This is a genomic window from Aeoliella straminimaris (genome assembly GCF_024054565.1).
Classification (GTDB): Bacteria; Planctomycetota; Planctomycetia; order Pirellulales; family Lacipirellulaceae; genus Aeoliella; species Aeoliella straminimaris.
In genome coordinates this window covers 21,504-44,818 of the sequence record NZ_JAMXLR010000073.1, presented here as the reverse complement: position 1 = coordinate 44,818, position 23,315 = coordinate 21,504, and the positions used below count along the sequence as shown (strand labels likewise).

Genomic DNA, 23,315 nt, shown 5'->3' with positions numbered 1-23,315 from the left:
ATTGGGCAAAGCTCCGTCTACCGATCCACCCGCGCCGAACCTCCCCCGGCCAGCTTCTCCACTTCCTTGAGCGTCGCCATGGTGGTGTCGCCCGGGGTGGTCATGGCGAGCGCGCCGTGGGCCGCGCCGTATTCGACGGCGGTTTGAGGATCGCCGGTGGTGATCATGCCGTAGATAAAGCCCGAGGCGAAGCTGTCGCCGCCGCCGACGCGGTCGAGGATCTCGAGGTTCTCGCGGTGGGTGGCTTCGTAGAATTTTCCATCGTACCAGGCCAGCGCGCCCCAATCGTTCACGCTGGCCGTCTTCACGGTGCGAAGCGTGGTGGCCGTGGCGCGGAAGTTGGGGTACTCTTCAACCGCCCGCTCGATCATTCGCTTGTACGCCTCTAGCGGCAGTTCGCTCAGGTTCTCGTCGACGCCGGCGACCTCGAGGCCCAGGCAAGCGGTGAAGTCTTCTTCGTTGCCGATCATCACGTCGACCAGCTTGGCGATACGGCGATTGACTTCCTGGGCGCGGGCCTGGCCGCCGATCGACTTCCACAGCGACGGGCGATAGTTCAAATCGTACGAAGTCACGACGCCATGCTGCTTGGCAACGGTCAGGGCTTCCTCCACAACGTCGGGCGTGGTGTCGGACAATGCCGCGAAGATGCCGCCGGTGTGGAACCAGCGGACCCCCTGGGCACCGAAGATCGTTTGCCAATCGATGTCGCCCGCTTTCAGTTGCGAGGCGGCCGTGAGCCCTCGATCGCTGCAGCCTACCGCGCCGCGGACGCCGAAACCCCTTTCGGTGAAGTTTAGCCCATTCCGCACCGTGCGGCCGATGCCATCGTAGGGAACCCAGCGAACATGTGACAGGTCGACACCGCCTTGCAGCATCAAATCTTCCACCAGGCGGCCCACTTCGTTGTCGGCCAGCGCCGTGACGATGGCCGTCCGCAGGCCGAAGCATCGCCGCAGGCCGCGAGCGACATTGTACTCACCGCCCCCTTCCCACGCACGAAATTGCCGAGTGGTGCGGATGCGTCCTTCGCCTGGATCGAGTCGCAACATCACTTCGCCTAACGACATTTGGTCGTACGCACACGCATCTGCCGCTTTGATTTCGAGTTTGCTCATGGTTTGTTTGCCTGGTTTTCGCGACGAGGCGTAGCTCGTCGGCTATTGGGTACGAGTTGTCTTTCCGCGGTTACTTCCCCACCAGCTGCACTGCTTCGCGGACTGCGGTTTCGACGCCGCTGAAGTCGCCATCCGCGTAGAGCGAAGGCTTCACCATCCAGCTGCCGCCGCACGCTACGACGCGATCGAACGCCAAATAATCCATGACGTTCCCCGGGCCGATGCCGCCGGTGGGGATAAATCGCATTTGCCGATACGGCGCGGCGATGGCTTTGAGTGTCGAGAGGCCGCCGAACGCCTCGGCCGGGAAGAACTTCACCACTTCCAGACCATGCTCGATGGCTTGCTCCACATCGCTGGGGGTGCAGACTCCGGGGCAGATGGGCATGCCGATCGATAGGGCGTGCGACACCACGCGCGGATTAAACCCCGGCGACACCAGGAACTTCGCCCCCGCCGCCTGGGCCTGGCTGACTTGTGTGGTGGTGAGCACCGTACCGGCACCCACCAACAGGTCGCCGCGCTGGGCCATCGTGCGGATCGACTCCAGCGCGGCCGGCGTGCGAAAAGTCACTTCGGCCACCGGCAACCCACCGGCCACCAGCGCATCGGCCAGGGGGCTGGCCTGGGCAACATCGTCCAGGGCAATGACAGGCACCAATCGGTGCTCGGCAAGTGATTCGTAGATCGCATGGCTCATGGTTTATCTCTCCGTTGCGGAAGTTGCCGCGGGCTTGTCGCCCGACAACACAACACCCACCACCTGGGTATCGTAATCGGTATAAGTTCGGAACTCGCCGCGCAGCCATAGCAGCACGGTCTTCTCGCTGTCCCACTTCGGCACCAACGGCCGCAGGTTGTCCATCGTCGAGTCTTCCGTGATCGCCTGCCATTGCCAGGTTTGCCCTTCGTCGCTGGTTGCTCCCCGGTAAATCTCGTACTTCTCGGTGGCATCGCCCGTTCGCGGATCGATGTTCGACGAAATAAAGACTTCGTTGGTATCAACCGGATTGATGGCCGCGAGCCCCGTGTAGTCGTCTTCGCGGCGGTACAGGTACCCGCCCGCTTGGGCCATTTCGTGCACGTGCCAGTTCTCACCATCGTAGCGAGCGTAGAAAAAGCGGTGGTCCCGATTGCTATCCTCCACGCGGGCCGAGAAGATGCCCACCGGGTTGCCTTCGGCATCGAGTTCCAGATCGACCGTCCACGCCCGGTTCATCTCGACGCCCCCATGCTCCGATCCGTTTCGGAACACGGTAGTCAACGCCGCAGGTGCCTTACCCTCGGCATCGAGGATCGAATCGTCCACCACCTCGCCCGCGGAATCGAAAAGCATGCCGTCCTGGACGTAACCATGGTAGATGCTGTTGGCGTAGTTGCGGGGGTGGCGATCGGTCGTGATCAGGTGGATTCGCTTACCGTCCGAGGCGTAGCGAACGTACGGACGGTCGCCTGGGCCGCCTTCGGTCAGTAGTTTGCCGGCGTATTTCCAACTGCGGCCCTGGTCGTGCGAAACCTGCACGTTGGGATCGAAGTTCCGACCCCGCGTAAAATTGTACAGGCGGCCTTGTCCGTCTCGGTCGTCCGGCAGGAAGTACACGTTGTTGTAGGTAGCGCCCGCCTTGTTGTCGAGTTTCTGGATGGGCCCCCACCGCGCTGGATCGTGAGGATTCGCTGAGATCCGCCAGCGGGTGAAACCATCGCTATTGTGCCGTGCCCATACAGCTAAGTAGCGACCGTCGGGGCGGATGTAGAGTGCGGCCGCGTTGTGGTCGTCTTGTTCGAGCTGGTCGTCGAGTTCGAACTCGCCCTGCTCGCCGGTTTGCAGATTGCGCCACAACAAATCGATGTCGCCATGCTCGGGCGACTCGCCCGCCGATACGCTGCTCGCCAGCAGCAGCGGACCATCAGGGCCCTGCGTATCGACCACGGCCCGCTCGTCCTGGTACCAACACCACCCGCCGTTGGGAACACCCGGCGAACCGGTGAGCGTAAAGAATTGGCCACCGCGGACATCGTCCGTCCCACGCACTGGTGTGGCGAACAACGAGAGCGTTGTCAACAGAAAAGGAAGGCAGCACAGTTTGGCAAAGCGTTTCATCGGAGTTGTCGTGTAAGAGTTTTGAGGAACGTCACAGACGGCGGACCGTCATTCCGCCGTCGATAGGCAACACAGCGCCGGTGGCGTAAGTCAGTTGGCCAGTGGCCAACACGGTGACGGCGCGGCCAATGTCGTCGGGCACGCCCCAGCGAGGTTCGACAGTCAGGCCTTCGGCCAACATCTTGTCGTACTTGTCGGTTACACCGGCCGTCATATCGGTGCGGATGATGCCGGGGCGAACTTCAAAGACGGGAATGTCGAACTCGCCGAGACGGGCGGCCCAAAGCTGCGTGGCCATCGCCACGCCGGCCTTCGAGATGCAGTAGTCGCCGCGGTTGACGGAAGCCTCGGTAGCGCTGACACTCGACACGTTGATGATGGCGGCCGCGAAATCGCTGTCGACCTGGCGCTGCTCGATCATCCACTTGGCGGCGGCCTGCGTAAGAAAATACGGACCGCGAAGATTGATCCGTATCAACCGGTCAAAACTTTCGGGCGTGGCATCGAGCAGGTCGGCACGGACGTCGGGCGCCACGCCGGCGTTGTTAACCAACACGTCAAGTCGCCCAAACCGGTCGCAGATTTGCGACAGCATGTTGGCATGGTCTTCCAGGTTGCTGATATCGGCTTGGCAGTACAAGGTTGCCGCGCCCAACGATTCGAGCGAAGCGAGCGCTTCGGCCACGTCGCTCGCCTCGCGACGGCCGTTAATCACCAGATCGAAGCCCGCGGACGCCAGCGCACTGGCCACGCCCAGACCAATTCCCCGGCTGCCACCGGTCACCAAAGCCACTCGCCGCTGTGGGTTGCTCATATCGCTACTATGGGGAGGTTAGAGGAGTGCTGATGGCCGCGATTGTCAGGCTTGCTGCTGGGCAGGGCCGAAGAACGTGTAGTAGGTTTCGTCTTTGGCCAGCCGTGCGGCATACAAGGCCGCTTCGCGGAGGTGATAGTCGCCCCACATGCAGGCCTCGCCAACGGGCACCTTACGGCCGGTGGGCACATGATCCCAACCATTCGGCTGATGGTAAACCGTGTGCAGCAGCAGCCCTTCGTGTTTCCCGTCGGTCGACAGGTAGGGTTCGTCGAGCAGCGTCTGCAGTACCTTCAAGCCGGCCTGCGTATATCGCGTCGCGGCGTCCGAATCGCGCGATTCGAGGTAGTGGCCCAGTCGCAACAATCCCTGGCAGGCAATGGCGGCGGCCGAGCTATCCACCGGCTCGATGTCGTTGAATGGATTGGCCGGCTTATCGAGATAGTCGCCCAGTTGCGCGAGGCCTGGCGCGCCGGTATCCCAGTAGGGAACGCCACAGGTGGGGGTGTACTCGATGTAGAAGTCGCACGTAGCGGTGGCCGCCTTCAGGAACATCTGCTCAATCGCTTCCCGTCCCCCCATCGCCTCGAGTTCGTTGTCCTCGAGTGTGGCGAGCCATTCGAGTTGCTCGGGATAACCAACCATGGCCCAGGCCAATCCCCGCGTCCAGGTGGTGAACGGAGAGTAGCCTTGCTGCGTGGAGGGCGCGCGATAGTCGCCGTTGTTGACGTTGAACAGCGACTCGTGTGCGGTGCGTCCGCGAATGTCGTAGGTGTCGCGATCCTCGCCGTACCAGATGTTGTAGGTTGCGGTGGCCGTGGCGTGGTCGATGACCCGCTCCAGCAGACTGATCGGCTCGTCCCGCTCGCCCATCAACACATGGCCCAATTGATGCGCGAGCGACAGCGCACGGCACGATCGAATGGTGTCGACGAACAGCGACTGTGGCCCGTTGAACGAATACATGTAGCCGCCGTGATCGCGCGTGGTCGACCACCGCGCGGCCTGCACGGCGCCGGAGGCCTTCATGGCGATCTCATAGAAATGGCGTTGCCAGGCATCCTCCGCGATCCGCCCCTCATTCATCAACCGCAGCAGCGCTCCATACGTGCTGACGTTGTTGAACCCATGGTCGTGCACCCCGATGTGGGTGACGTGCGGCGCCATCATGTCGACGGTGCGTTGGCGTCCAAGTTCGAGAAATCGCTCTTCGCCGGTCGCGTCGAACTGCAAAATCAGGCTGCCGAACTGAAAACCTTGCGTCCATTCGGTCCAACCTTGCGCTTGATAGTTCCCTTCCACCGTAAAAACCGGGCTGGGAGTTCCAATTTTCCAACGCGTTTCAATGCGATCGAGGCGATCGGCCGAGGCAGACCACATGCGATCGATCTGGGGGAGCAAATCCGCAGGGCGAATGGGAGAGGAGCTAACGTCGATCATACTACGAGATTCCAAGCGTTTATTCTGGTCAAACAGGTAGTTGAAAAGGGACAAATATGGATTGTACCGAACTCTGATGCTGGCAGTGAGGGAGCCCGCCACCAATGCGAACGGGTCGATTGCCATGCAATGATCGTCTAGACTAGGGGCCGCGACGATATTGCGCGAAACGAATCTTTTCGCTGGACAACAAAAGGTCCGGCGCAATCCTGCTGCTTTCTGCCATCCAGAGCAACATGTCCACCACTACCATTCCAGCGACGACCGACAGCTACCAAACAGGACTCACCAACCAGGTCCGCGGAATTCTCGACGAAACGCCCGCCTGGGACCTTCACACCCACCTGTATCCTCCCACGTTCGGCACCCCCCTGTCGGGCACGGGCCAGAGCGCGGCCGATGCGAACGGTCTGATGCTGTGGGGTATCGACGAACTGCTGACCTACCATTACCTGGTGGCCGAGGTGTTTCGCGTGGTGCCCTCCCGGGTGTTGCCCTACGCCGACTTCTGGCAAATGAGCAAGCGAGAGCAGGCCGACCACATCTGGCAGCACCTGTTTCTGGAACGATCGCCCATCAGCGAAGCGTGCCGAGGAGTGCTGACCACACTCCAACGCCTTGGCCTGGACCCGGCAGATAAGGATCTGGATGGGTATCGCAAGTGGTTCGCCCAACAGGAACCGGACGATCACATCGATCGCGTGATGCAAGCGGCGGGCGTCTGCCGGATCACGATGACCAACGACGTGTTCGACGACAACGAGCGGCAACGCTGGTTGGCCGATCCAACCGTGGGTGGCGATTCGCGATTCGCCCCCGTCCTGCGGTTCGACGCCTTGCTTTGCGACTGGCCCGCGGCCGCACGGCAACTGGCCGACTGGGGGTACCGTACCAGTGAAACGCCATCGCCCGATTGCATTGCAGAAGTGCAACGATTCCTGCGAGAATGGATCGATCGCACCGGCGCCATCTATTGTGCGGTCAGCCTGCCTCCCACGTTCCGTTTCGAAGGACCAGAAGACACCCAACTGAGCAGCGTGATTTTCCGCGAAGCGGTGCTGCCAACGCTGGCGGAACGAAACCTGGCTATGGCCCTGATGATTGGTGTCGTGCGGGGGGTGAATCCGCGACTGTCGATCGCCGGCGATGGCGTGGAGAAGGCGGACGTTTCGAGCATTTGCCGCCTGTGCACCGATTTCCCGCAGAACCGCTTTATGGTCACGCTGCTCTCGCGGGAGAATCAGCACGAGTTTACCGTGGCGGCCAGAAAGTTCGACAACCTGATGCCGTTTGGCTGCTGGTGGTTTCTCAATAATCCGTCGCTCATCGAAGAGATGACTCGCATGAGGATGGAACTGCTGGGGACGTCATTTGCTCCCCAGCACTCCGACGCCAGAGTTCTGGAACAAATCGTCTACAAGTGGGCACACAGCCGTGAAATCATTGCCAAGGTACTCGCCGACAAGTACGCTGAGGTAAGCCGTGCCGGCTGGCCCATCAGCGACGAGGTCATTCGCCGAGACGCAAAACTGCTGCTTCACGACAACTTCCAAGAGTTCATCGCCGGACGTTGAACGGTAAGCCCCTTCCTTCTCGCCAGGTTAGCCCCATGTTTGCATTCGCCTACCGACCATACTGCTGGCTGTGCGCCGCCTGCCTGGCTGTGGCCTCCCTTTCGAGCGCCGCAACGGACGCCGAAATGGGAATGTCGATGGACGACGATGGCGTGACCATCACCATCGATGGCGAGATATTCACCCGCTACGTGAAGTCGTCCGGCACCAAGCCGATCCTGTACCCCGTGATCGGCCCGACAGGCAAACCGGTCACCCGCGACTACCCCATGCAGCCCGCCGGCCCGCACGAAAGGGACGACCACCCGCACCACCGTTCCATCTGGTTTGGCTACGAGGGAATCAACGGCGCCGACTTCTGGGCGGAGCCCAAAGACCCGGACAATCTCCAAGGCCGATTTGGCCGGCAGGTTCATAAGAACTTCAAGAAGATGGAACTCGACGGCGACACCGTGCTGCTGGTCACGGAAGACGATTACGTCGATTTCCACGGCGAGGTCGTAGCGCAGGATGAACGCATCTATCGATTCGGCACCGATGGCGATACGCGTTGGATTGATGTCACGATTAAACTTTGGTCGCCCACAGGCCCCTTGAAGATCGGCGACACGAAAGAAGGTGCCTTCGCCGTACGCGTGGCCGGGACGATGAAAAACACCGCCAAGATGGGTGGCAAGTACATCTCCAGCAATGGCGACGAAAACGGGGCCGCCTGGGGCAAGCCGGCCGCTTGGGTCGACTACAACGGCCCGGTCGAGGGAGAGACCGTGGGCATCGCCATCATGGCGCACCCCTCGAGCCTGCAGCCCGAACCACGCTGGCACGTCCGCGAGTATGGGTTGTTCGCTGCCAACCCGATTGGCGCAGCCGACTACACCAAGGGGCAAGCTACTGGTGGCCTGGAACGTGAAGAGGGCGAGCCGATCGTCCTGCGACACCGCATTCTGATTCACAAGGGCGACCACACGGACGCCGACATTGCCGGCGCATATGCCAAATACGCCCAGACCGAGTCCGATCAGTCGGACAGCCCCAATTCTTCGCAAGCGGACAACACCTCGGCAAACGGTACATGACCCAGCCGGCCAAAACTGGGATGCCCGCGCAGTTTAGCGCGGGACGCCGCCGGAGACGTGACGCCGCACAGGAAGCGGGCTAGCTGACGCGCCGAGGCGAGCGCCGGCTTCTGCTCGGCAATCACGCGGCCGATGGCGGAGCGGTCGTCGTCGGCAATCGCAGGAGGCACCCCGGCCAACGGCTTCGGCTTCGCCCCCTGGCAGCGGTCGCAGTGGCCGCACGTCCCACGGTCTTCGCCAAAGTACGACAGTAGCGTCTGCGTCAAACAGTCGGGCGACTCGGCCAACTCGATGACGTTGTGGATGCGGGCGATGTCGTTCTGTTCTCGGGTCATGAACTGCTCGACCAGCAAATCGACCAGCGCCTGCCGATCGTCGACGCGCTTGGTAATCCGATAGCCGTGCCGCACGCCAGAGGCTTCGAGCACCAGATCGCCCTGTTGGTCGAGATAGTCGAGGGCCGCAATGATTCGCTGGCGAGGCTCCTGCAGTTCGTCCGACGCCTTGGCGACGTCGATGGTGAACCAGGTTCTGCCTGCCTTGGAGTGTTTGAAGACACTGGCGATGAACTTGGCTCGCTCGGCATCGAATCGGGCGAGGATATCGGCCGAGCTGCGCTGTGGTTTGAAGCGATACTGGGTATAGATGGCCCCTGTGGGCTTAACCACGCCTTCGAGTTCCAGGTACGTGAGCAAGGTCCGCACCACCAGGTCGCGGGCGTCGTGCTTGTGGGCGAGTTCGTAGAGGGACAACTCGATTTCGTCGTTGTCGGTGCCGAGCACTTCCTCGACGATGCTGGCGATGGCGCTGCGGGTGGGGGTGTCGCCGTAACTGAAGTTCTCCAGCGTGATCACATCGTCGGAGCAGCCCAGCAATTCGCAATGGGCGGGCTGACCATCGCGGCCGGCACGGCCGATTTCCTGCATGTAGCTCTCGAGCCCCTTGGGCAGGTTGAAGTGGTACACCGCGCGGATGTTCGCCTTGTCGATGCCCATGCCAAAGGCAATGGTCGCTACCACCACCATGTCGTCGGCTGCCATAAAGGCGTCCTGAATCTCGCTCCGTTTCTCCGAGCCCAACCCGGCATGGTAAGCCCGTGCGCGAATGCCCTGCCCTTCCAGCAGCGAGGCCACTTGCTCGGCCGTCTTTTGCAGGGTGACATACACGATCGCTGGCCCGACGGGACGCTCCTTCAGTCGGCGGATCAGCAAGTCGATACGCTGCTGATCGCTCCCACACGGCGAAGCGTGCAAGTGCAAGTTGGGACGATAGAAACCCGTCTGCACCACGTCAGCCGGCTCGATGGAAAACGCCTCGGCAATGTCGGTGGCGACCTCGGGCGTCGCCGTGGCGGTGAGCGCCAGCACCCGGGGAATCTCCAACTTCGCGGCCAGCGAGGCGATGCGCAGGTAGTCGGGCCGAAAGTTGTGCCCCCACTGGCTGATGCAGTGCGCTTCGTCGATAGCCAGCATCGAGATGTTAATCTGCTCGAGCGTCTTCAGAAAACGTTCGTTCCCGAACCGCTCGGGCGACACGTACAGCAGTCGTGTCCGCCCGGCATGCAGGTCGTCGAACACCTTGAAGTTCTCTTCGCGCGACAGGCTCGAATCGAGCCGCGCGGCCGCCACGCCCCGCTCGATGAGAAAGTCGAGTTGGTCCTTCATCAACGCGATCAGCGGCGAAACCACCAAAGTCACGCCATCCAGCACCAGAGCCGGCAACTGGTAGCAGAGGCTCTTGCCGCTGCCCGTGGGAAAAATGGCGAGCGACGACCGCCCTGCGAGCAATCCCGAGATTACCTCCCCCTGGCCGGCACGCAGGTCCTCGAACCCGAAGACCTCCTGGAGTATTCTGGTCGCTTCACGGGGAATCGCCATCGCACTGTTCTCGGTAACCGTGGCGGTCATGGTGGGCTGCTCGAGCTCGGGACGGATAGTGTACGCCAGTTCATTTACCCCATGTTACCGAGCCGCCGCCGGATTGCAAGCGATTTCTCGAACCCTTCGTTTTCTTACCCGGAGCCGACCATTACCGCTCGCCAACTTATTCAGGTCGCTCGCCCGGGATTATGGTCGACGCAACTGTGGTTCTATTTGCTTCCACTGGGTGGGCATCGGTTGCTCGACACCGTGGGGTTCTGGTTGGGCGCGGTGTACGTGATGTTCCCACTGGGGCTATTGCTCTACGGCTGGAACGACTGGGCCGATTACGAGACCGATCGGCTTAATCCCCGCAAAGGCAATCTGCTGTTTGGGGCCCGACTGCCGGCCGAGGCACTCAAGCGATTGCCGTGGATGATTGCGGTCGTGCAGATTCCGTTTTTTGTGGCGTTTACGCTGCTCATCGGAGCCAAGTTCCTGCTTTGGATCGCGGCGGCCGTGGCGGTGAATGCCTGCTACAATTCGCCGGCGATCAACTTCAAGGGCCGGCCGCTGCTGGACGCGCTGAGTCAAAGTGGATACCTGCTGGTGTTCGTGCTGGCCAGTTGGGTGAACAATGTCCCCCAGTTGCCGTGGCCGGTGTTTCTGTTTGGTTTGCTGTTCGCCATACACTCGCATCTACTAGCAGAAATCACCGACATCGAGCCCGATCGTGCGGCCGGTCGGCGAACGACGGCCGTCGCCATCGGTGGCGGGCGGACCAAGCTGGTGGTGGCCCTGATTTTACTGGCTGAGTCGACCTTACTTTTCGCCTACTTTAGCCAAACCGCCATGGGGCGACTGGCGGCGGGTTTCTTACTGCTGGCCGGGGTGGGATTTGCCGGCGATGGCTGGCTGCGTGGCGGCCGCACTATCGCCCCCCGTCATCTGGCCTACGTGCTAGTGGCATGGAATGTAGTGGCCGTGGCAAGTATGTACCTGGTATGGCGGAACGGGCTTTTTGTGCGGTAGCTGCACCCAAAATGCCCCCGTGTCTAGGAACTCGCCTGCAATTGTGGCTATTATGGAAATCTGTGGACTTTGTTTTCCTTTCTTCAGGAGCTATTGAGATGCGTAAGTTTGGTTTTTGCCTGGCGGTGATGGCGGCTTTGGGCTGCGGACTCGGTTGTTCGCAGGAAACCATGGACAAGGCTGGCGATGCAGTGGAAGCCACTGGCGACGCCGCGGAAAGCGCTGCCGAGGACACCGTCGAGAACGCCGAGAAGGCTGTTGACGAGATGAAAGATGCCGTGGAAGGCGAAACGACCGATGAGACTCCTGCCGAACCGGCCGAGTAGTCCTTCGACTGGCGGTGGTGCCAGTGACTCAGCGGTGCGCTGAGTCACTGGTACCGCAGCACACGAATCTTTTCGGGTGGCAATCCTGGACCATGTTGTCCAAACTGCGGCGACGCTTTGCGAATGCCACCCGAAGTGTTCGGTGTGACGAGAGCTGCCGGTTGCTCGGTGGTACTCGCTTCCTGCTTCGAGGCCGTTGGCGGTGCGGGCAACAAGTCAAGGGCATCGAGCCCAAAGCTAAAGTCGGCCGACAACTCATTCTTGCCCACCACGGTTACCCTCAACCGATGTTCGCCGGCCTCCAGTCGGTGGGTTCCCAGTTCCAACGACGCACCAGGGCACGTCCTGCCGGCGTAGAGATCCATGGGCTGGGTGGGCAACTGATCGTCCAACTGGGCGGTGATTATGCCATAGCCTGGAGCGGCCGTGGTAACCAGCCGCACGCGATACGGGCCCGACTGTGGAACCGTGAACTGCCACACGCCTGTGGCTTCGGGTTCAGCAGCCACCTGCAGTTGATGCCCACCGCTCCACATCCCGCTACCGTAACGTCGCATCGAAGCGTTCTGCGTCCGGCAGCCGGTCTGTTCCACCAGCGCGAGCGATTCGGCCTCGATGCGGTGGGTCGGAACCTCAGAGCGCGGCGGCCCCAACTCGATCCACAGCGCATCGTTGGCGTACGTGCCAGCGTAGGCGTAGGCCATGCGGCCGTAGCCTGAATCCTCCCACCCGGGACCGTAGCTGTTACGGAGCACGAAGTAGCCGCCCCCCGCTACGCCGTCGTCGTCCTGGTAGCCGACGAACACAATGCTGTGACCATCTTGCACGGCCGTGGTCGGGGGCACCGTCAACAGTTCTGCTGGCATTTTCGAGCGGGGCCAGCGCAAGCCACAGGCCACAGGTCGGCCGGCGGCCAACGTCTGCTTGATTGCGATCAGTTGCTCGTTGGTGAGACCCGACTTGGTCGACCACAGCTTGATCCAATGAGCCCGCCAGCGGCCGCTGTTCTCGCCGGCTGCGGAGATGGTGGAGTCGGCCGGTCGCTCGGTCTCGCCCGTGGCGTGGTACAGGCAGCTCGCTTCGCCGGGGATACCGAGTTGGTTGAGCCCTTGCACGGCCTCGTAAAACATGGCCTGATCTCCTCGCCGGCCGGTCGCCTCGTTGGCGGCCCACACCAGAAACTCTTCGGAGAACACTGGCGACTTCGGTTGCCCTGCCGCACTCCAGGCGTAGTTGGCACAAGCCGTAACGGCGAACAGCGAGCAAGTGTTGCGCGTGCCCTGATGACGCGGCGCGAGGTCCAGCGACTCGAAGCGCGGGCGCAAATCGACTTGGCTTGGCAGATCGTTCGCAGTCGAGCGACTTGCTGTCGAAGCGAGCATCAACAGCACCAGGGCAGCACACACTCGATTCATGGAAGCTCCACCAATAGTCGGCACGCAACGAGAAGGTTCGATGAACCTGAGGGGGTAGGCGACGGGATTATACCGTGGCAGCGATGCGGGCCGCAAACTCGATCGTTGCGGTAGGATGCCCCTGAGTGCCGGGCAGCCGACGTGGCAGCCGACCCACCAAATGTGTACCAGGTGGTAACGAAGGCGGTGCGGTAAAACCGCCGCAATGCAGCGCTGACATTTATGGCGCGCAAGTTGCTCCAGGTTAGGCTGGCGCGGATATTTACGGAAAAACTCTGGTTTGACGCAGTTCAGTAGCGAATGAGCGACTGCCCACGGCGCGCGCAGCGTTGTACAATGCAAAACTATCAGAGGTAACGGATCGATCGTTGCTCACGCCGTTTGCTGCGCCGAGTCCAAACCTCAACCCCCTAAAGGATTATGCCCACCGATAGCTCGACCCTGACTCAACACAAGACGTTTGCGCCCATGGATTCGAACAACGCTGCTGCGACCACGGCGCAGAATGGAAATGGCGCAGAAGCCATCATTTCCGATCCCACCGATCCCCCCGTCGTGGATGCCGCGAAGCGGTTCTTTGCCGGCCTGAAAGCCTCAGGCGACAAGCTGTTCTTGGGACATACGCTGGCCGCGCGGCTCGACGAGTTCCTCGCCCAACCCCACGCCCCTTCTAAGCCCGTGGCGCGAAAGCTGAAGAAGATGTTGCGGGGATGCCCCGAAGTGATGATCGACGGCGATCTCACTTACATCGTGCTTCGTCCTTCGGTGGGCACCAAGCAATTGGTCCGCCTGCACCCCGCGGCCCACGACTTCGAGAGCGTTTCGCGGGGCGACTACCTGCAGCTCAAGGACGCCCAGATTCAGGGCGTGGAAGAGGCCGACAAGCAGGGCCTGGTGATTGATTTCCGGCCTTATTTTCGCGACTTGCCCCTGGTGACCGATCCCGGCGAGATGGGCAGCGGCATCTCCATCCTCAACCGGCACCTGTCGGCGCAGATGTACCAGAACCCCGAGCGGTTCCGCAAAGCCCTGGTCGACTTCCTGAAAGAAACCCACCTTAACAGCCACAACATTCTGCTCAACGAGCAGATCCGTACCGTCGAGGAGTTCGCCGCGGAGCTTTCGAACGTTCGCTCGCTGCTTGACGACTACGACGGCACGACGCCATACGAACCCGAAGTGGCGCACGAGATGCGATCCCACGGGTTCGAAGCGGGCTGGGGCGCCACCGTGGAGCGAATCGCCAACACCCTGCACCTGCTGGAGCAAGTGCTCAACTCCGCCGATGCAGTGCGGTTCGAGGAACTGCTCGCACGGTTGCCACTGGTGCACAGCGTACTGATGGTATCGCCACACGGTTGGTTCGCTCAGGAAGGGGTGCTTGGCCGACCCGATACCGGTGGTCAGGTGACTTACGTGCTCGACCAGGCTCGGGCGCTCGAACACGAAATCAACGAACGCATCGTGCTGAGTGGTTTGAATGTCTGCGCTAAGGTGATCGTCCTCACACGACTGATCCCTGAAGCCGATGGCACCACCTGCAATGTTCCCCGCGAGAAGATCTATGGCTCCGAGAATGCCTGGATCGTGCGCGTGCCCTTCCGCGACCAGTCGGGCGAAGTGTTGCCGCACTGGATCTCGCGATTCCAACTATGGCCCTACGTCGAAAACTTCGCCGAAGAGGCGCGAAGCGTCGTAGTGACCGAGTTGATGGGCAAGCCCGATTTCATCATCGGGCACTACACCGATGGCAACCTGGTTGCCCATCTGCTGGCCGATCGTCTCGGCACAACGCATTGCGCATGTGTGCACGCGCTGGAGAAAACCAAGTACCTGTTGAGCGCCGCTCACTGGGCCGACCTGGAAGACCAGTACCGCTTCAGCATGCACTTCACAGCGGACCTGTTGGCCTACAATTCGGCCGACTTCATCGTGTCCAGCAGCTTTCGCGAGATTGCCGGCACCCGCGACGAGATGGGCATGATCGAATCGTACGACCTGTTCAGCATGCCGGGACTGTATCGCGTGCAGTCGGGATTCAACCCACGGCTAGCTCGCCACAACATTGTTCCGCCTGGCGCCAGCGAGGAGTTTTTCTACCCGAACGAGGACCACTCGCGGCGCGTACCGCAGATCGCCAAGTCACTGGCCGAGCGATTCCTGACGGCCGAGCCCAGCGAAGGCAACGTCGGCCACCTGGACGACCCCAACCGGCCGCCCATATTCGCCATGGCGCGGATGGACAAGGTGAAGAACCTATCGGGACTGGTCGAGATGTTCGGCAAGCACGAGACCCTTCGCGAGCAGGCCAACCTGCTGCTGGTAACCAGCCTGAACACCGTCGAGGCGTCGAGCGACCCCGAGGAAATCGAAGAGGTCAATCGCACCTACGAGTTCATCCACAAGTACGAACTCGACGGCCATATCCGTTGGTGTGCCGCTCGACTCGACAAGACCGAGACCGGCGAGATTTATCGCCTGATCGCCGATCGCCGGGGTGTGTTCGCCCAACCGGCGTTCATGGAAACCTTCGGTTTGACAGTCATCGAGGCCATGGCCTGCGGTTGCCCCGTCGTGGCAACCTGCTTTGGCGGTCCTTCGGAGATCATTTTGCCGGGCGAGTGCGGCGACATTGCCGACCCCAACGACCAACACCACTTCGCCGAGTTGCTGCTGAGAGTAATTGGCAACGAAGAACTGTGGCAACGGTATCATGAGGGGGGCATCCAGCGCGTGGCCGAAGCCTACACCTGGCGGCGTCATGCCTCGCGGCTGCTTAGCCTGGCCAATGTTTATAGCTATTGGAACCACACCGACGTCATGAATCGACCTGCCTTGGATCGCTACATCCATACGCTCTACCACACGGTGTATCGCCCTCGTACGCAGTCGATGACGCAATAGGAGAACTACAGGCGTAGTTCGTTCAAAGGTTGGAGGCCAACAAGAACAATTATGTACATCCAATTGGTAAGCATTCATGGTCTGGTCCGTGGCCGGAATGTCGAGATGGGAGCCGATGCGGACACTGGTGGTCAAATACGTTATGTCTTGGAACTTGCCAAGACCCTAGCCAAACACCCGGCCGTCGATGCGGTCGACCTGTTTACCCGACGCATCCGCGACAAACGGGTGTCGTCCGACTACGGTCAGGACATCGAAGAACTGTCGGACGACTGCCGCATCGTGCGACTGCCCTGCGGCGGCGGTCGGTACATTCGCAAGGAGAAGCTCTGGCCGTTTCTGGACGACTACATCGACGCGATGATCGCCTTCACCACCCGCGAAGGCCGTACCCCTACGGTGGTGCATGGTCACTACGCCGATGCCGGTTATGTGGCCAAGGAAGTGGCCTGCGCCTATGGCGTGCCCTTCGTTTTCACCGGCCATTCGCTGGGTAAGCCAAAGCTCGACTATCTGGAAGAGGAAGGCTGGAGCATCGAGCAGGCCAACAAGGAACTGACCATCGAGCATCGCATTGCCGTGGAGCAGGAATGCCTGGTGGCAGCCGATGCGGTAATCACCAGCACCCGCCACGAACGCGATCAGCAGTACGGCAAGTATCACAAGAGCGACGAACTGCCGTTCCACATCATTCCCCCGGGAACCGATCTCGATCGCTTCTTTCCTTACTACGACTACGAGATGCCAACCGTCGATATCGACGAGCAGTTCAAGCAGGCCCGCATCCGACTGCAGGCCGACCTGAGTCGGTTCTATAAGGATCCGGCGAAACCGCTGATCCTGGCCCTCTGTCGACCCGATCGCCGCAAGAACATTGGCGCCCTGGTCCAAGCCTTTGGCGCAAGTAAGGAACTGCAGGCCATTGCCAATCTGGCGATCTTCGCCGGCATTCGCGACGACATCGAATCGATGCCTGAAAACGAGCAGCGAGTGCTAACCGACATGCTGCTGGCGATGGATCGGTTCAACCTGTATGGCAAGCTGGCGATTCCCAAAAATCACGACTCGGAGTACGAAGTGCCCGAGCTCTACCGCCTGGCAGCCGCCAGCGGCGGGGTGTTCGTCAACACGGCGTTTGTCGAGTTGTTCGGCCTGACGGCCATCGAGTCGTCTGCTACGGGGTTGCCGTTTGTGGTAACCGAGAATGGCGGTCCGCAAGACATCTACGAGAACTGCGAAAGCGGTCTGCTGGTCAACGTAAACGACCAGGAGCAGCTGACCAGCGCCATGATCGAGCTGCTGACCGATCGCCAAAAGTGGGACACCTGCTCGTCCAATGGCGTGAACCGGGTTCGCGAGCATTACACCTGGGAGACGCACGTCCGTCACTACGTCGACGCCATCAGCAAGCTGGAGTCGCAACCCACGGTCGTCAATACCAGCAGCACCAATGCTCCGGTCCGGCAACGCCTGGCGGCTCTCGACCGCATTTTGATCACCGACATCGACAACACCTTGATCGGCGATGACGCCGCGTGCGAACGGCTGATCAAGCTGCTGCAGGAAAATCGCGAGCACATGGGATTCGGCATCGCCTCCGGTCGATCGCTCGAACTCGTGCAGGAAGCCCTGGACGAACACGGCATCAAGGACATCGATGTGATTATCTCGTCGGTCGGCTCGGAGATTTACTACGGGCCGGAGTTGGCGCCGGACCGTGGCTGGTCCAATCAGCTGCGATCGAAGTGGAAACCCGAACGCATTCGCGCCGTGCTCGACGAACTCGACTTCCTGCACTATCAAGATCGCGACTATGCCCAGCGCGAGTTCAAGGTCAGCTACGACCTGGTGGGCGACATCACCGCCGAAGAAGCCGAGCCCCTGCTGCACGAGGCGCTCGACAGCACCGAGTCGGCTTACTCGCTGATCCTGTCGCATGGGGCGTTCGTCGACGTGCTGCCCCACCGCGCTTCGAAGGGTAAGGCCGTTCGCTTCCTCGCCCGCAAGTGGGACATCCCCATCGAACGCGTGGCCACGGCGGGCGACTCCGGGAACGACCGCGATATGCTGCAAGGACGTACTGCCGGCGTGGTGGTAGGCAACCACGACGCCGAACTGGCGAACCTGAAATTGACGAAGAACGATCGAATTTACTTCGCCGAAGGCTGTTACGCCGAAGGCATCATCGAGGGATTGCATCATTACCGATTGCTCGGCCCCGCTGCCGATCTGGTCGACGAGTCCAAAGCTGAGGAGTTGGAGAACGCCGTATGAGTGGTTCGCTCTATGGAGCAGTGGAAGCTGGAGGCACCAAGTTTATCACCATGGTGGCTTCCGGGCCCGATCACATCGCCGAACAAGCCCGCTTCGATACAGCTACCCCCGAGGTGGTGATCCCCCAGGTGGTCGACTTCTTCCGCCAGGCCGAAGCCCAGCACGGCAAGCTGCGGGGCGTGGGCGTGGGTTCCTTTGGCCCGGTGGACCTCGATCCGCAGTCGCCCACCTTTGGCTACATTACCGCCACCCCCAAGGCGGGGTGGTCGAACACCGACCTGGTAGGCCCCCTGCGCCAGGCGCTCGACGTCCCCGTGGCGTTCGACACCGACGTAAACGCCGCCGCGGTGGGCGAGCATCGCTGGGGCGCCGCGCAAGGACTCGACACGTTCATCTACATGACCATTGGCACCGGCATCGGTGGTGGCGGCATGATCGGCGGACGGTTAATGCACGGCCTCATCCATCCCGAGATGGGCCACATGCGCCTGCCGCGCAATGCAGAAGTCGACCCCTTCGCGGGGGCATGTCCGTTCCATGGCGACTGCCTCGAAGGGTTGGCCAGCGGGCCCGCCATCGAGAAGCGCTGGGGCACCTCGGCCAAGCAGCTTGGCGAGGACCACCAGGCATGGCAACTGCAGGCCGACTACCTGTCGCTAGCCGTGGTGAACCTGGTTTGCACGCTTTCGCCGCAACGCGTCATCCTGGGCGGCGGCGTCATGCATCAGCAGTTCCTGCTGCCGATGATCCGCGAGCGGACGCTCAAGCTGCTGAACAACTACGTGCAGTCTCCCGCCATCCTGGATCACATCGACTCGTTCATCGTCACCCCGGGACTCGGCGACAAAGCTGGCATCCTCGGCTCACTCGCACTGGCTTTGGACTAACTGCGGCTCCGAAGCAATCGGGCGAGTTGGCCGATGCTCTCGCGGGGTGGGCCGTGGCTCCGAAGATGCTGCCGACTTGGGCCGGTGCGGATGCGTGGTAATCAGCCGCGCCGAGCGACCTCGTGTGATGTAGCTCCACGTCCACTGCAACAGCACCAGCAGGCGGTTCTCGAACGCCACGAGCTGCATCAGGTGGATGAACAACCACAACAGCCAAGCCAGGTGACCGGTGAACTGCAGGCGTCCGAGTCGCGCCACGGCTTCCGCTCGACCAATGGTGGCCAGCGAGCCGAGATCGCGATAGCGAAACGGCGAAACCTCCCGTCCCTTCAGCCGTTTGCGAATCAGCTTCGCCACGTACTTGCCTTCCTGAATGGCCGCAGGCGCCACGCCGGGAATCAGCTTCCCCTCTTCGTCCTCCAGGTGCGCCAGGTCGCCGATCACGAACACATCGGGATGGCCAGCCAAGGACAAATCGGGCTGAACCAGGGTGCGTCCCGCTCGGTCGGTTTCGACACCTGCCGCGGTGGCCAGCTTTTCGCCCAGCGGCGAGGCGGTCACACCAGCGGCCCACAGCACCGTGCCGGCGTCGATTCGCTCGTCGCCCAGCGTCACGCCGGCCTCATCAATGTCCGAAACGCGCAGCCCCGTGCGAACCTCCACGCCGAGCTTTTCCAGGGCTTCGCCAGCCTTGACCGACAGCGACTCGGGAAACTGTGTCAGCACGTGCGATTCAGCGTCCACCAGCACCACGCGAGTGGTCTGCGGATGGATATGGCGGAACTCCTTGGCCAGCGTATGATGGGCCAGGTCGGCCAGCGTGCCAGCCAGTTCCACCCCGGTTGGACCTCCGCCCACCACCACAAAGGTCATCAGCCGCCGCCGCTCGACTTCGTCCTGCTCCCACTCGGCTTGCTCGAACGCGCTGAGCACCCGAGCGCGAATCTCGGTGGCCTCGGAAATCGACTTCAGCCCCGGTGCCAGCTGCTGCCAGGCATTGCGGCCAAAGTAGCTGTGCGTCATGCCGGCCGCGACGATCAGTTTGTCGAACGGCACGCGCCGATCCTTCAGCACGATTTCCCGCTGCTCGAAGTCGAAGTCGACCACGTCGCCTTGCAGCACCGTAGCGTTCTTCTGTCGCCTCAGCACGTTGCGCAGCGGTGCACAAATGTTGGCCGGCGACAGGCTGCCCGTCGCCACCTGGTACAACAGCGGCTGAAACAGATGGTAGTTTTCGCGGTCGATCAGCGTGACTTCGCAGTCGGCCGACCGCAACCCGATGGCCGCATTCAGGCCACCAAAGCCACCGCCGACAATTACAACTTTCATGGGAGGGAATGGGGGGAGGGAGGTAGAGGCGGGAGGGTCTATCTGTATTATGGCGCGGAACTGCGATTCGTCACGGATCATTTGCCGAATTCTGAAAGCCGCTGGCCGTCTGACGACCGCATCGCGCAAGTCGCCGAGAGCGGTGGCTGGTTTTGTCACCGCAAGCGTAGACAGCACTTGCAGGACCAAAACGTTGAGACCGGTCGGTTTTCAGGGTTCGGGCATGCACCCGACGACGCCTGGTGAGCAACACGGCCGACCGCCCGCTGCGTACTTGCTCACCTTAGACACTCAGTTCCAGCCGCCCATTAGATCAAACCTGCGCTCGTTTTCAACGGCGGTTGTTCGGCCTCCGCCGATTTGCGGCATTTGCGGCAGCGCGTCCGGCAGTCACCGCGAAACATTGCTCACGCAAGCAGCAATGCGTGCAACAAACTGCAGCAACTTTGAGCTTATCCACAGCGAGGAAAATCGCCCCAGTCGCGTGGCGTGGACAGCGCATAGCAGGCCTGCGGGACGAGGAAGCGGAGAGACGATTTCGTTTCTCTCGCTTGCTGAGGGGATGCACACCGCGGGGCGTTTCGGATAGGCCAACTCGACCGAACCTGCGGTTTGCGCAACTGCGGGAGGTGTCGCTGATCCGAGGACACCTCCGCAGATAGCCCCGAGCCCCTCCAGCGGTCGGATGGTCCAGCTCCGGCGAGTTGGCGAACGAGGAAACTTGCAGCGGTGTGTCGACCTCAGCGGCGTCGCCTGCGGTTTCCGAACGACCGCGATCACGCGGCGGGAGCGTTTGATGTTGATCTCAAAACCGACGCTGCCCCCCGCTCGCATGCAACGCCTGGTTCGCCAACTTCTCGGAGTTCATTCTGCGTCTGATGTGCAATCCGGTTTCGGACGAATCTGCTTGTCGTCAGAATCCTCTGTTTGCTGTCGCCGGTAACCAGCAAGGTACAAATGAGAACCCTTTGGTGCTTTGAACGCCGTTGGGAATGCGTCGCCCGACAGGTCGTAACAGACCCGCATCGCGTTTTCGCCTTTAATCTCATAAATCGCGAGGATTATCTTTCCCTGATTGGGGCCGGACATGCTCTGAATTGCCATCCGTTTGGGCGTGACAGTTTCGTCGAGCATGAAGCTCCCCTTGTCGGAGTGATCCTCGCCAGTAACGGTGACCTCGTAGGTTCCGTTTTTAATTGTGAGTGTAATCGCCTGAAGCGCCGACGGAGGTAACAGCGTACCCCGCAGCATCGCTCCTTTCGGCTTCCAAACCCCGTCATACTCAAAATCTGTCTCACTGAAGTCCTTGTCAACAGTTGACGGATTTTGCGTAGTCGCATCATCTGCGTAGTTGTAAGGCGCGAAAACGAACAACAAGAGGGCGAGCAGACATTTCTTCATGGTGGCACCTGTATTGCGCATTAGTCGGGGAACGGCCAAGTTCACCGGGCCGCGGCGAACGACGTTGATTTCAGAAACCGCGCGGCCCACGGCTCCGTGTGCAACGGTTTGTTGGTCAGCATTTGCGAAGTACGCGCTCAATGAAGTTCCAGCTCGACGACCAAGTAATTGCCCTTGTTCCGACGTGCGAATTCGGCAAGTGTCATCGTGGAGCCGACGTTGAATCCGTTGTCACCTTCGACGTAGACGATACGTTTTGTACCGGACGTAAACCTTGCCGGCAATGATTCTGTTGAACTTGCGACAACGTCATGTGTCATTTCGCCACCGCGACCGCCACCCCGCGAGTGGCCAGCGGCGCCAAGTTGAGTGACGCGTCCTGCGGGAGTGTCGCGATCACCCAATGCCAGTGTAAGTTTCATGTCGACCCAGTGCGGGGCACCGATTCGATTCGGACTTCGGCCAACCGTGAATGCGTTGATTTCCTGAACGTTGCCGCCGTTAACATGGTACAGCGACGCCGACATCCATGTGCCAAGTGTAAATGTCCCAGTTGCGACAGCAATGTTTCTGTATGTGACAGCGACATCTTCTTCGTATGAATCAATGCCGAAGTATCGTTCGTAAATGCGGTCGGTTGCTGTGGCGGCGCGAACATCGACGACGGATCGAAGAAACCAGCCGGAGAAAGAAAGTGCGATAAGAGCAACGGCAACGCCAATCGCGGGTTTCTTTGCGACAACAAATGCGATGGCCGCAGTAAAGCCGACTGAAAGTGACATCACAACTGGCCACGGCGGGATGAATCCGGCGCATGCGCCGATCATCAGACTTACCAATGCGATTGGGGCGACGATCCAGCAGGTCGTACGGACCACGTACGATGTTGGCACCAGTGGAGAACGCTCGACAGCACTTTCAGGTGCGTTCATTGTTGCTGACTAACGTCTGAAACCACCCAGCCGCGACGAGAGATTGTCCGTTTCCGAAACGCCCGACTTCGCCGCTCCGGTTCACGGCTTTGTTCTGTCGCGGGTTAGCGTGCGTAGTCCGGGTACAAATTTTCGGGCGGGCCACCTACCTCGACGTCTGTTTCCTGAGTATGGCCATAGCCCCACGGAACATGTTGCCACGTACCGTCCAATTTAGCATACCAACAGTGAACGCGACCGTCATCACTGTTGTAAAGCCACAAGATGTCATTCGGACCCCAGATCCAGTAGACGGTCAAGTGCGGGACGAATTCGGTTTTTTCATCGTGAAGTGTTTTGCCCGCTTGATCTCGGATTTTTACGGTCCATCCGCCGGGTTTGGCAAGTACGTAAGCCAGATACTCCCCAGTTTCGCTTGACGCAGGCTTTTGTTTGTTGATTGGCCGAGTTGGTTCGAAACCGAGATACGGGAATGCAACGAGCGCCGTTGCAGGGAGCACAAACCCGACACAACGAACGACGTTATAGAATCGGAATCGACGGTCGAGATGCAACCATATTCCCTGCCATACGCCAGACAATGCGACAAAAATGATGGTTGCCGGAATAGCGAGGATCCAGCCGATTGGATTCAGACCGGGGAGAAGTAGTGCAAGAAACACCAGCGCGTTCAATACAATCAAATACGCCGTCGAAGGCTTTCGCCGCGAAGTGTCGTCTGCTATTTCGATTGAACGATCCAATAAAGATTGAGCGACAGAACGACTGCGATAACCGAGTCGCGGCGATTGATTTTCCATTGTCAAAACGACTGCTCCGCGACCTCGGTTCAT

General features: G+C 60.7%; 18 protein-coding genes. 7 read left to right on the top strand and 11 right to left on the bottom strand.

The features are described 5' to 3' along the window. Nucleotides 1–17: 17 nt before the first annotated feature. The 5 genes from NG895_RS21225 to NG895_RS21205 form a co-directional block, all read right to left on the bottom strand. Nucleotides 18–1,118 (bottom strand): sugar kinase, encoded by a 1,101-nt coding sequence (locus tag NG895_RS21225; RefSeq protein ID WP_252854542.1) that lies wholly within the window; start codon nucleotides 1,116–1,118, stop codon nucleotides 18–20. Nucleotides 1,119–1,188: 70 nt separating this feature from the next. Next, nucleotides 1,189–1,818, bottom strand: coding sequence for a bifunctional 4-hydroxy-2-oxoglutarate aldolase/2-dehydro-3-deoxy-phosphogluconate aldolase (locus tag NG895_RS21220; RefSeq protein ID WP_252854541.1), 630 nt, complete (start codon nucleotides 1,816–1,818; stop codon nucleotides 1,189–1,191). Nucleotides 1,819–1,821: 3 nt separating this feature from the next. Next, nucleotides 1,822–3,219, bottom strand: coding sequence for a BNR-4 repeat-containing protein (locus NG895_RS21215; protein WP_252854540.1), 1,398 nt, complete (start codon nucleotides 3,217–3,219; stop codon nucleotides 1,822–1,824). A gap of 31 nt (nucleotides 3,220–3,250) precedes the next feature. Then, nucleotides 3,251–4,033 carry a 3-ketoacyl-ACP reductase gene (locus NG895_RS21210; protein ID WP_252854539.1) on the bottom strand — a complete coding sequence of 261 codons (783 nt, stop codon included), beginning with the start codon at nucleotides 4,031–4,033 and terminating at the stop codon, nucleotides 3,251–3,253. Nucleotides 4,034–4,078: 45 nt separating this feature from the next. Beyond that, a complete protein-coding gene (locus NG895_RS21205) occupies nucleotides 4,079–5,473 on the bottom strand; it encodes a glycoside hydrolase family 88 protein (RefSeq protein WP_252854538.1) in 1,395 nt (464 codons plus the stop codon). Between the two features lie 236 nt (nucleotides 5,474–5,709). Here NG895_RS21205 and NG895_RS21200 point away from each other — a divergent pair, with 236 nt between their 5' ends. Then, the gene (locus NG895_RS21200; RefSeq protein ID WP_252854537.1) at nucleotides 5,710–7,047 is read left to right on the top strand and encodes a hypothetical protein; all 1,338 of its coding nucleotides are present in this window, start codon (nucleotides 5,710–5,712) and stop codon (nucleotides 7,045–7,047) included. A 35-nt stretch (nucleotides 7,048–7,082) separates the two neighbouring features. Continuing rightward, nucleotides 7,083–8,123, top strand: a complete 1,041-nt coding sequence (locus NG895_RS21195) for a DUF6807 domain-containing protein (protein ID WP_252854536.1) — start codon at nucleotides 7,083–7,085, stop codon at nucleotides 8,121–8,123. Here the strand turns inward: NG895_RS21195 and NG895_RS21190 are convergent. Next, on the bottom strand, nucleotides 8,066–10,030 hold the full coding sequence (locus NG895_RS21190) for a RecQ family ATP-dependent DNA helicase (RefSeq protein WP_252854535.1): 1,965 nt from the start codon (nucleotides 10,028–10,030) through the stop codon (nucleotides 8,066–8,068). The two genes, NG895_RS21195 and NG895_RS21190, sit on opposite strands and share 58 nt — an antisense overlap. A gap of 51 nt (nucleotides 10,031–10,081) precedes the next feature. On the opposite strand from NG895_RS21190, the gene NG895_RS21185 reads away from it, so the two are divergent. Together NG895_RS21185 and NG895_RS21180 are read left to right on the top strand one after the other, a co-directional pair. Continuing rightward, nucleotides 10,082–11,014, top strand: a complete 933-nt coding sequence (locus NG895_RS21185; protein WP_252854534.1) for a UbiA family prenyltransferase — start codon at nucleotides 10,082–10,084, stop codon at nucleotides 11,012–11,014. A 98-nt stretch (nucleotides 11,015–11,112) separates the two neighbouring features. Next, entirely contained in the window at nucleotides 11,113–11,340 is a 228-nt protein-coding gene (locus NG895_RS21180) for a hypothetical protein (RefSeq protein ID WP_252854533.1), read from the top strand. A 44-nt stretch (nucleotides 11,341–11,384) separates the two neighbouring features. Here NG895_RS21180 and NG895_RS21175 read toward each other — a convergent pair whose 3' ends face one another. Next, nucleotides 11,385–12,755 carry a C1 family peptidase gene (locus tag NG895_RS21175; RefSeq protein ID WP_252854532.1) on the bottom strand — a complete coding sequence of 457 codons (1,371 nt, stop codon included), beginning with the start codon at nucleotides 12,753–12,755 and terminating at the stop codon, nucleotides 11,385–11,387. Nucleotides 12,756–13,175: 420 nt separating this feature from the next. Between NG895_RS21175 and NG895_RS21170 the strand changes: the two genes are divergently transcribed. The 3 genes from NG895_RS21170 to NG895_RS21160 are packed head-to-tail and all read left to right on the top strand — an operon-like array spanning nucleotide 13,176 to nucleotide 18,820. Then, a complete protein-coding gene (locus NG895_RS21170; protein ID WP_252854531.1) occupies nucleotides 13,176–15,659 on the top strand; it encodes a sucrose synthase in 2,484 nt (827 codons plus the stop codon). Between the two features lie 51 nt (nucleotides 15,660–15,710). Then, nucleotides 15,711–17,933, top strand: coding sequence for an HAD-IIB family hydrolase (locus NG895_RS21165; RefSeq protein WP_252854530.1), 2,223 nt, complete (start codon nucleotides 15,711–15,713; stop codon nucleotides 17,931–17,933). Then, nucleotides 17,930–18,820 carry an ROK family protein gene (locus NG895_RS21160; RefSeq protein ID WP_252854529.1) on the top strand — a complete coding sequence of 297 codons (891 nt, stop codon included), beginning with the start codon at nucleotides 17,930–17,932 and terminating at the stop codon, nucleotides 18,818–18,820. The genes NG895_RS21165 and NG895_RS21160 overlap by 4 nt, the downstream gene beginning before the upstream one ends. Here the strand turns inward: NG895_RS21160 and NG895_RS21155 are convergent. From NG895_RS21155 to NG895_RS21140, 4 genes are all read right to left on the bottom strand, one after another. Beyond that, nucleotides 18,797–20,149, bottom strand: a complete 1,353-nt coding sequence (locus NG895_RS21155) for an NAD(P)/FAD-dependent oxidoreductase (protein ID WP_252854528.1) — start codon at nucleotides 20,147–20,149, stop codon at nucleotides 18,797–18,799. The two genes, NG895_RS21160 and NG895_RS21155, sit on opposite strands and share 24 nt — an antisense overlap. A gap of 864 nt (nucleotides 20,150–21,013) precedes the next feature. Further along, on the bottom strand, nucleotides 21,014–21,691 hold the full coding sequence (locus NG895_RS21150) for a TIGR03067 domain-containing protein (protein ID WP_252854527.1): 678 nt from the start codon (nucleotides 21,689–21,691) through the stop codon (nucleotides 21,014–21,016). Then, nucleotides 21,688–22,482, bottom strand: coding sequence for a hypothetical protein (locus NG895_RS21145; protein WP_252854526.1), 795 nt, complete (start codon nucleotides 22,480–22,482; stop codon nucleotides 21,688–21,690). Before NG895_RS21145 ends, NG895_RS21150 begins: the two co-directional genes overlap by 4 nt. A 104-nt stretch (nucleotides 22,483–22,586) precedes the next feature. Beyond that, nucleotides 22,587–23,282 (bottom strand): polysaccharide biosynthesis protein, encoded by a 696-nt coding sequence (locus NG895_RS21140; RefSeq protein WP_252854525.1) that lies wholly within the window; start codon nucleotides 23,280–23,282, stop codon nucleotides 22,587–22,589. Nucleotides 23,283–23,315 lie beyond the last annotated feature (33 nt).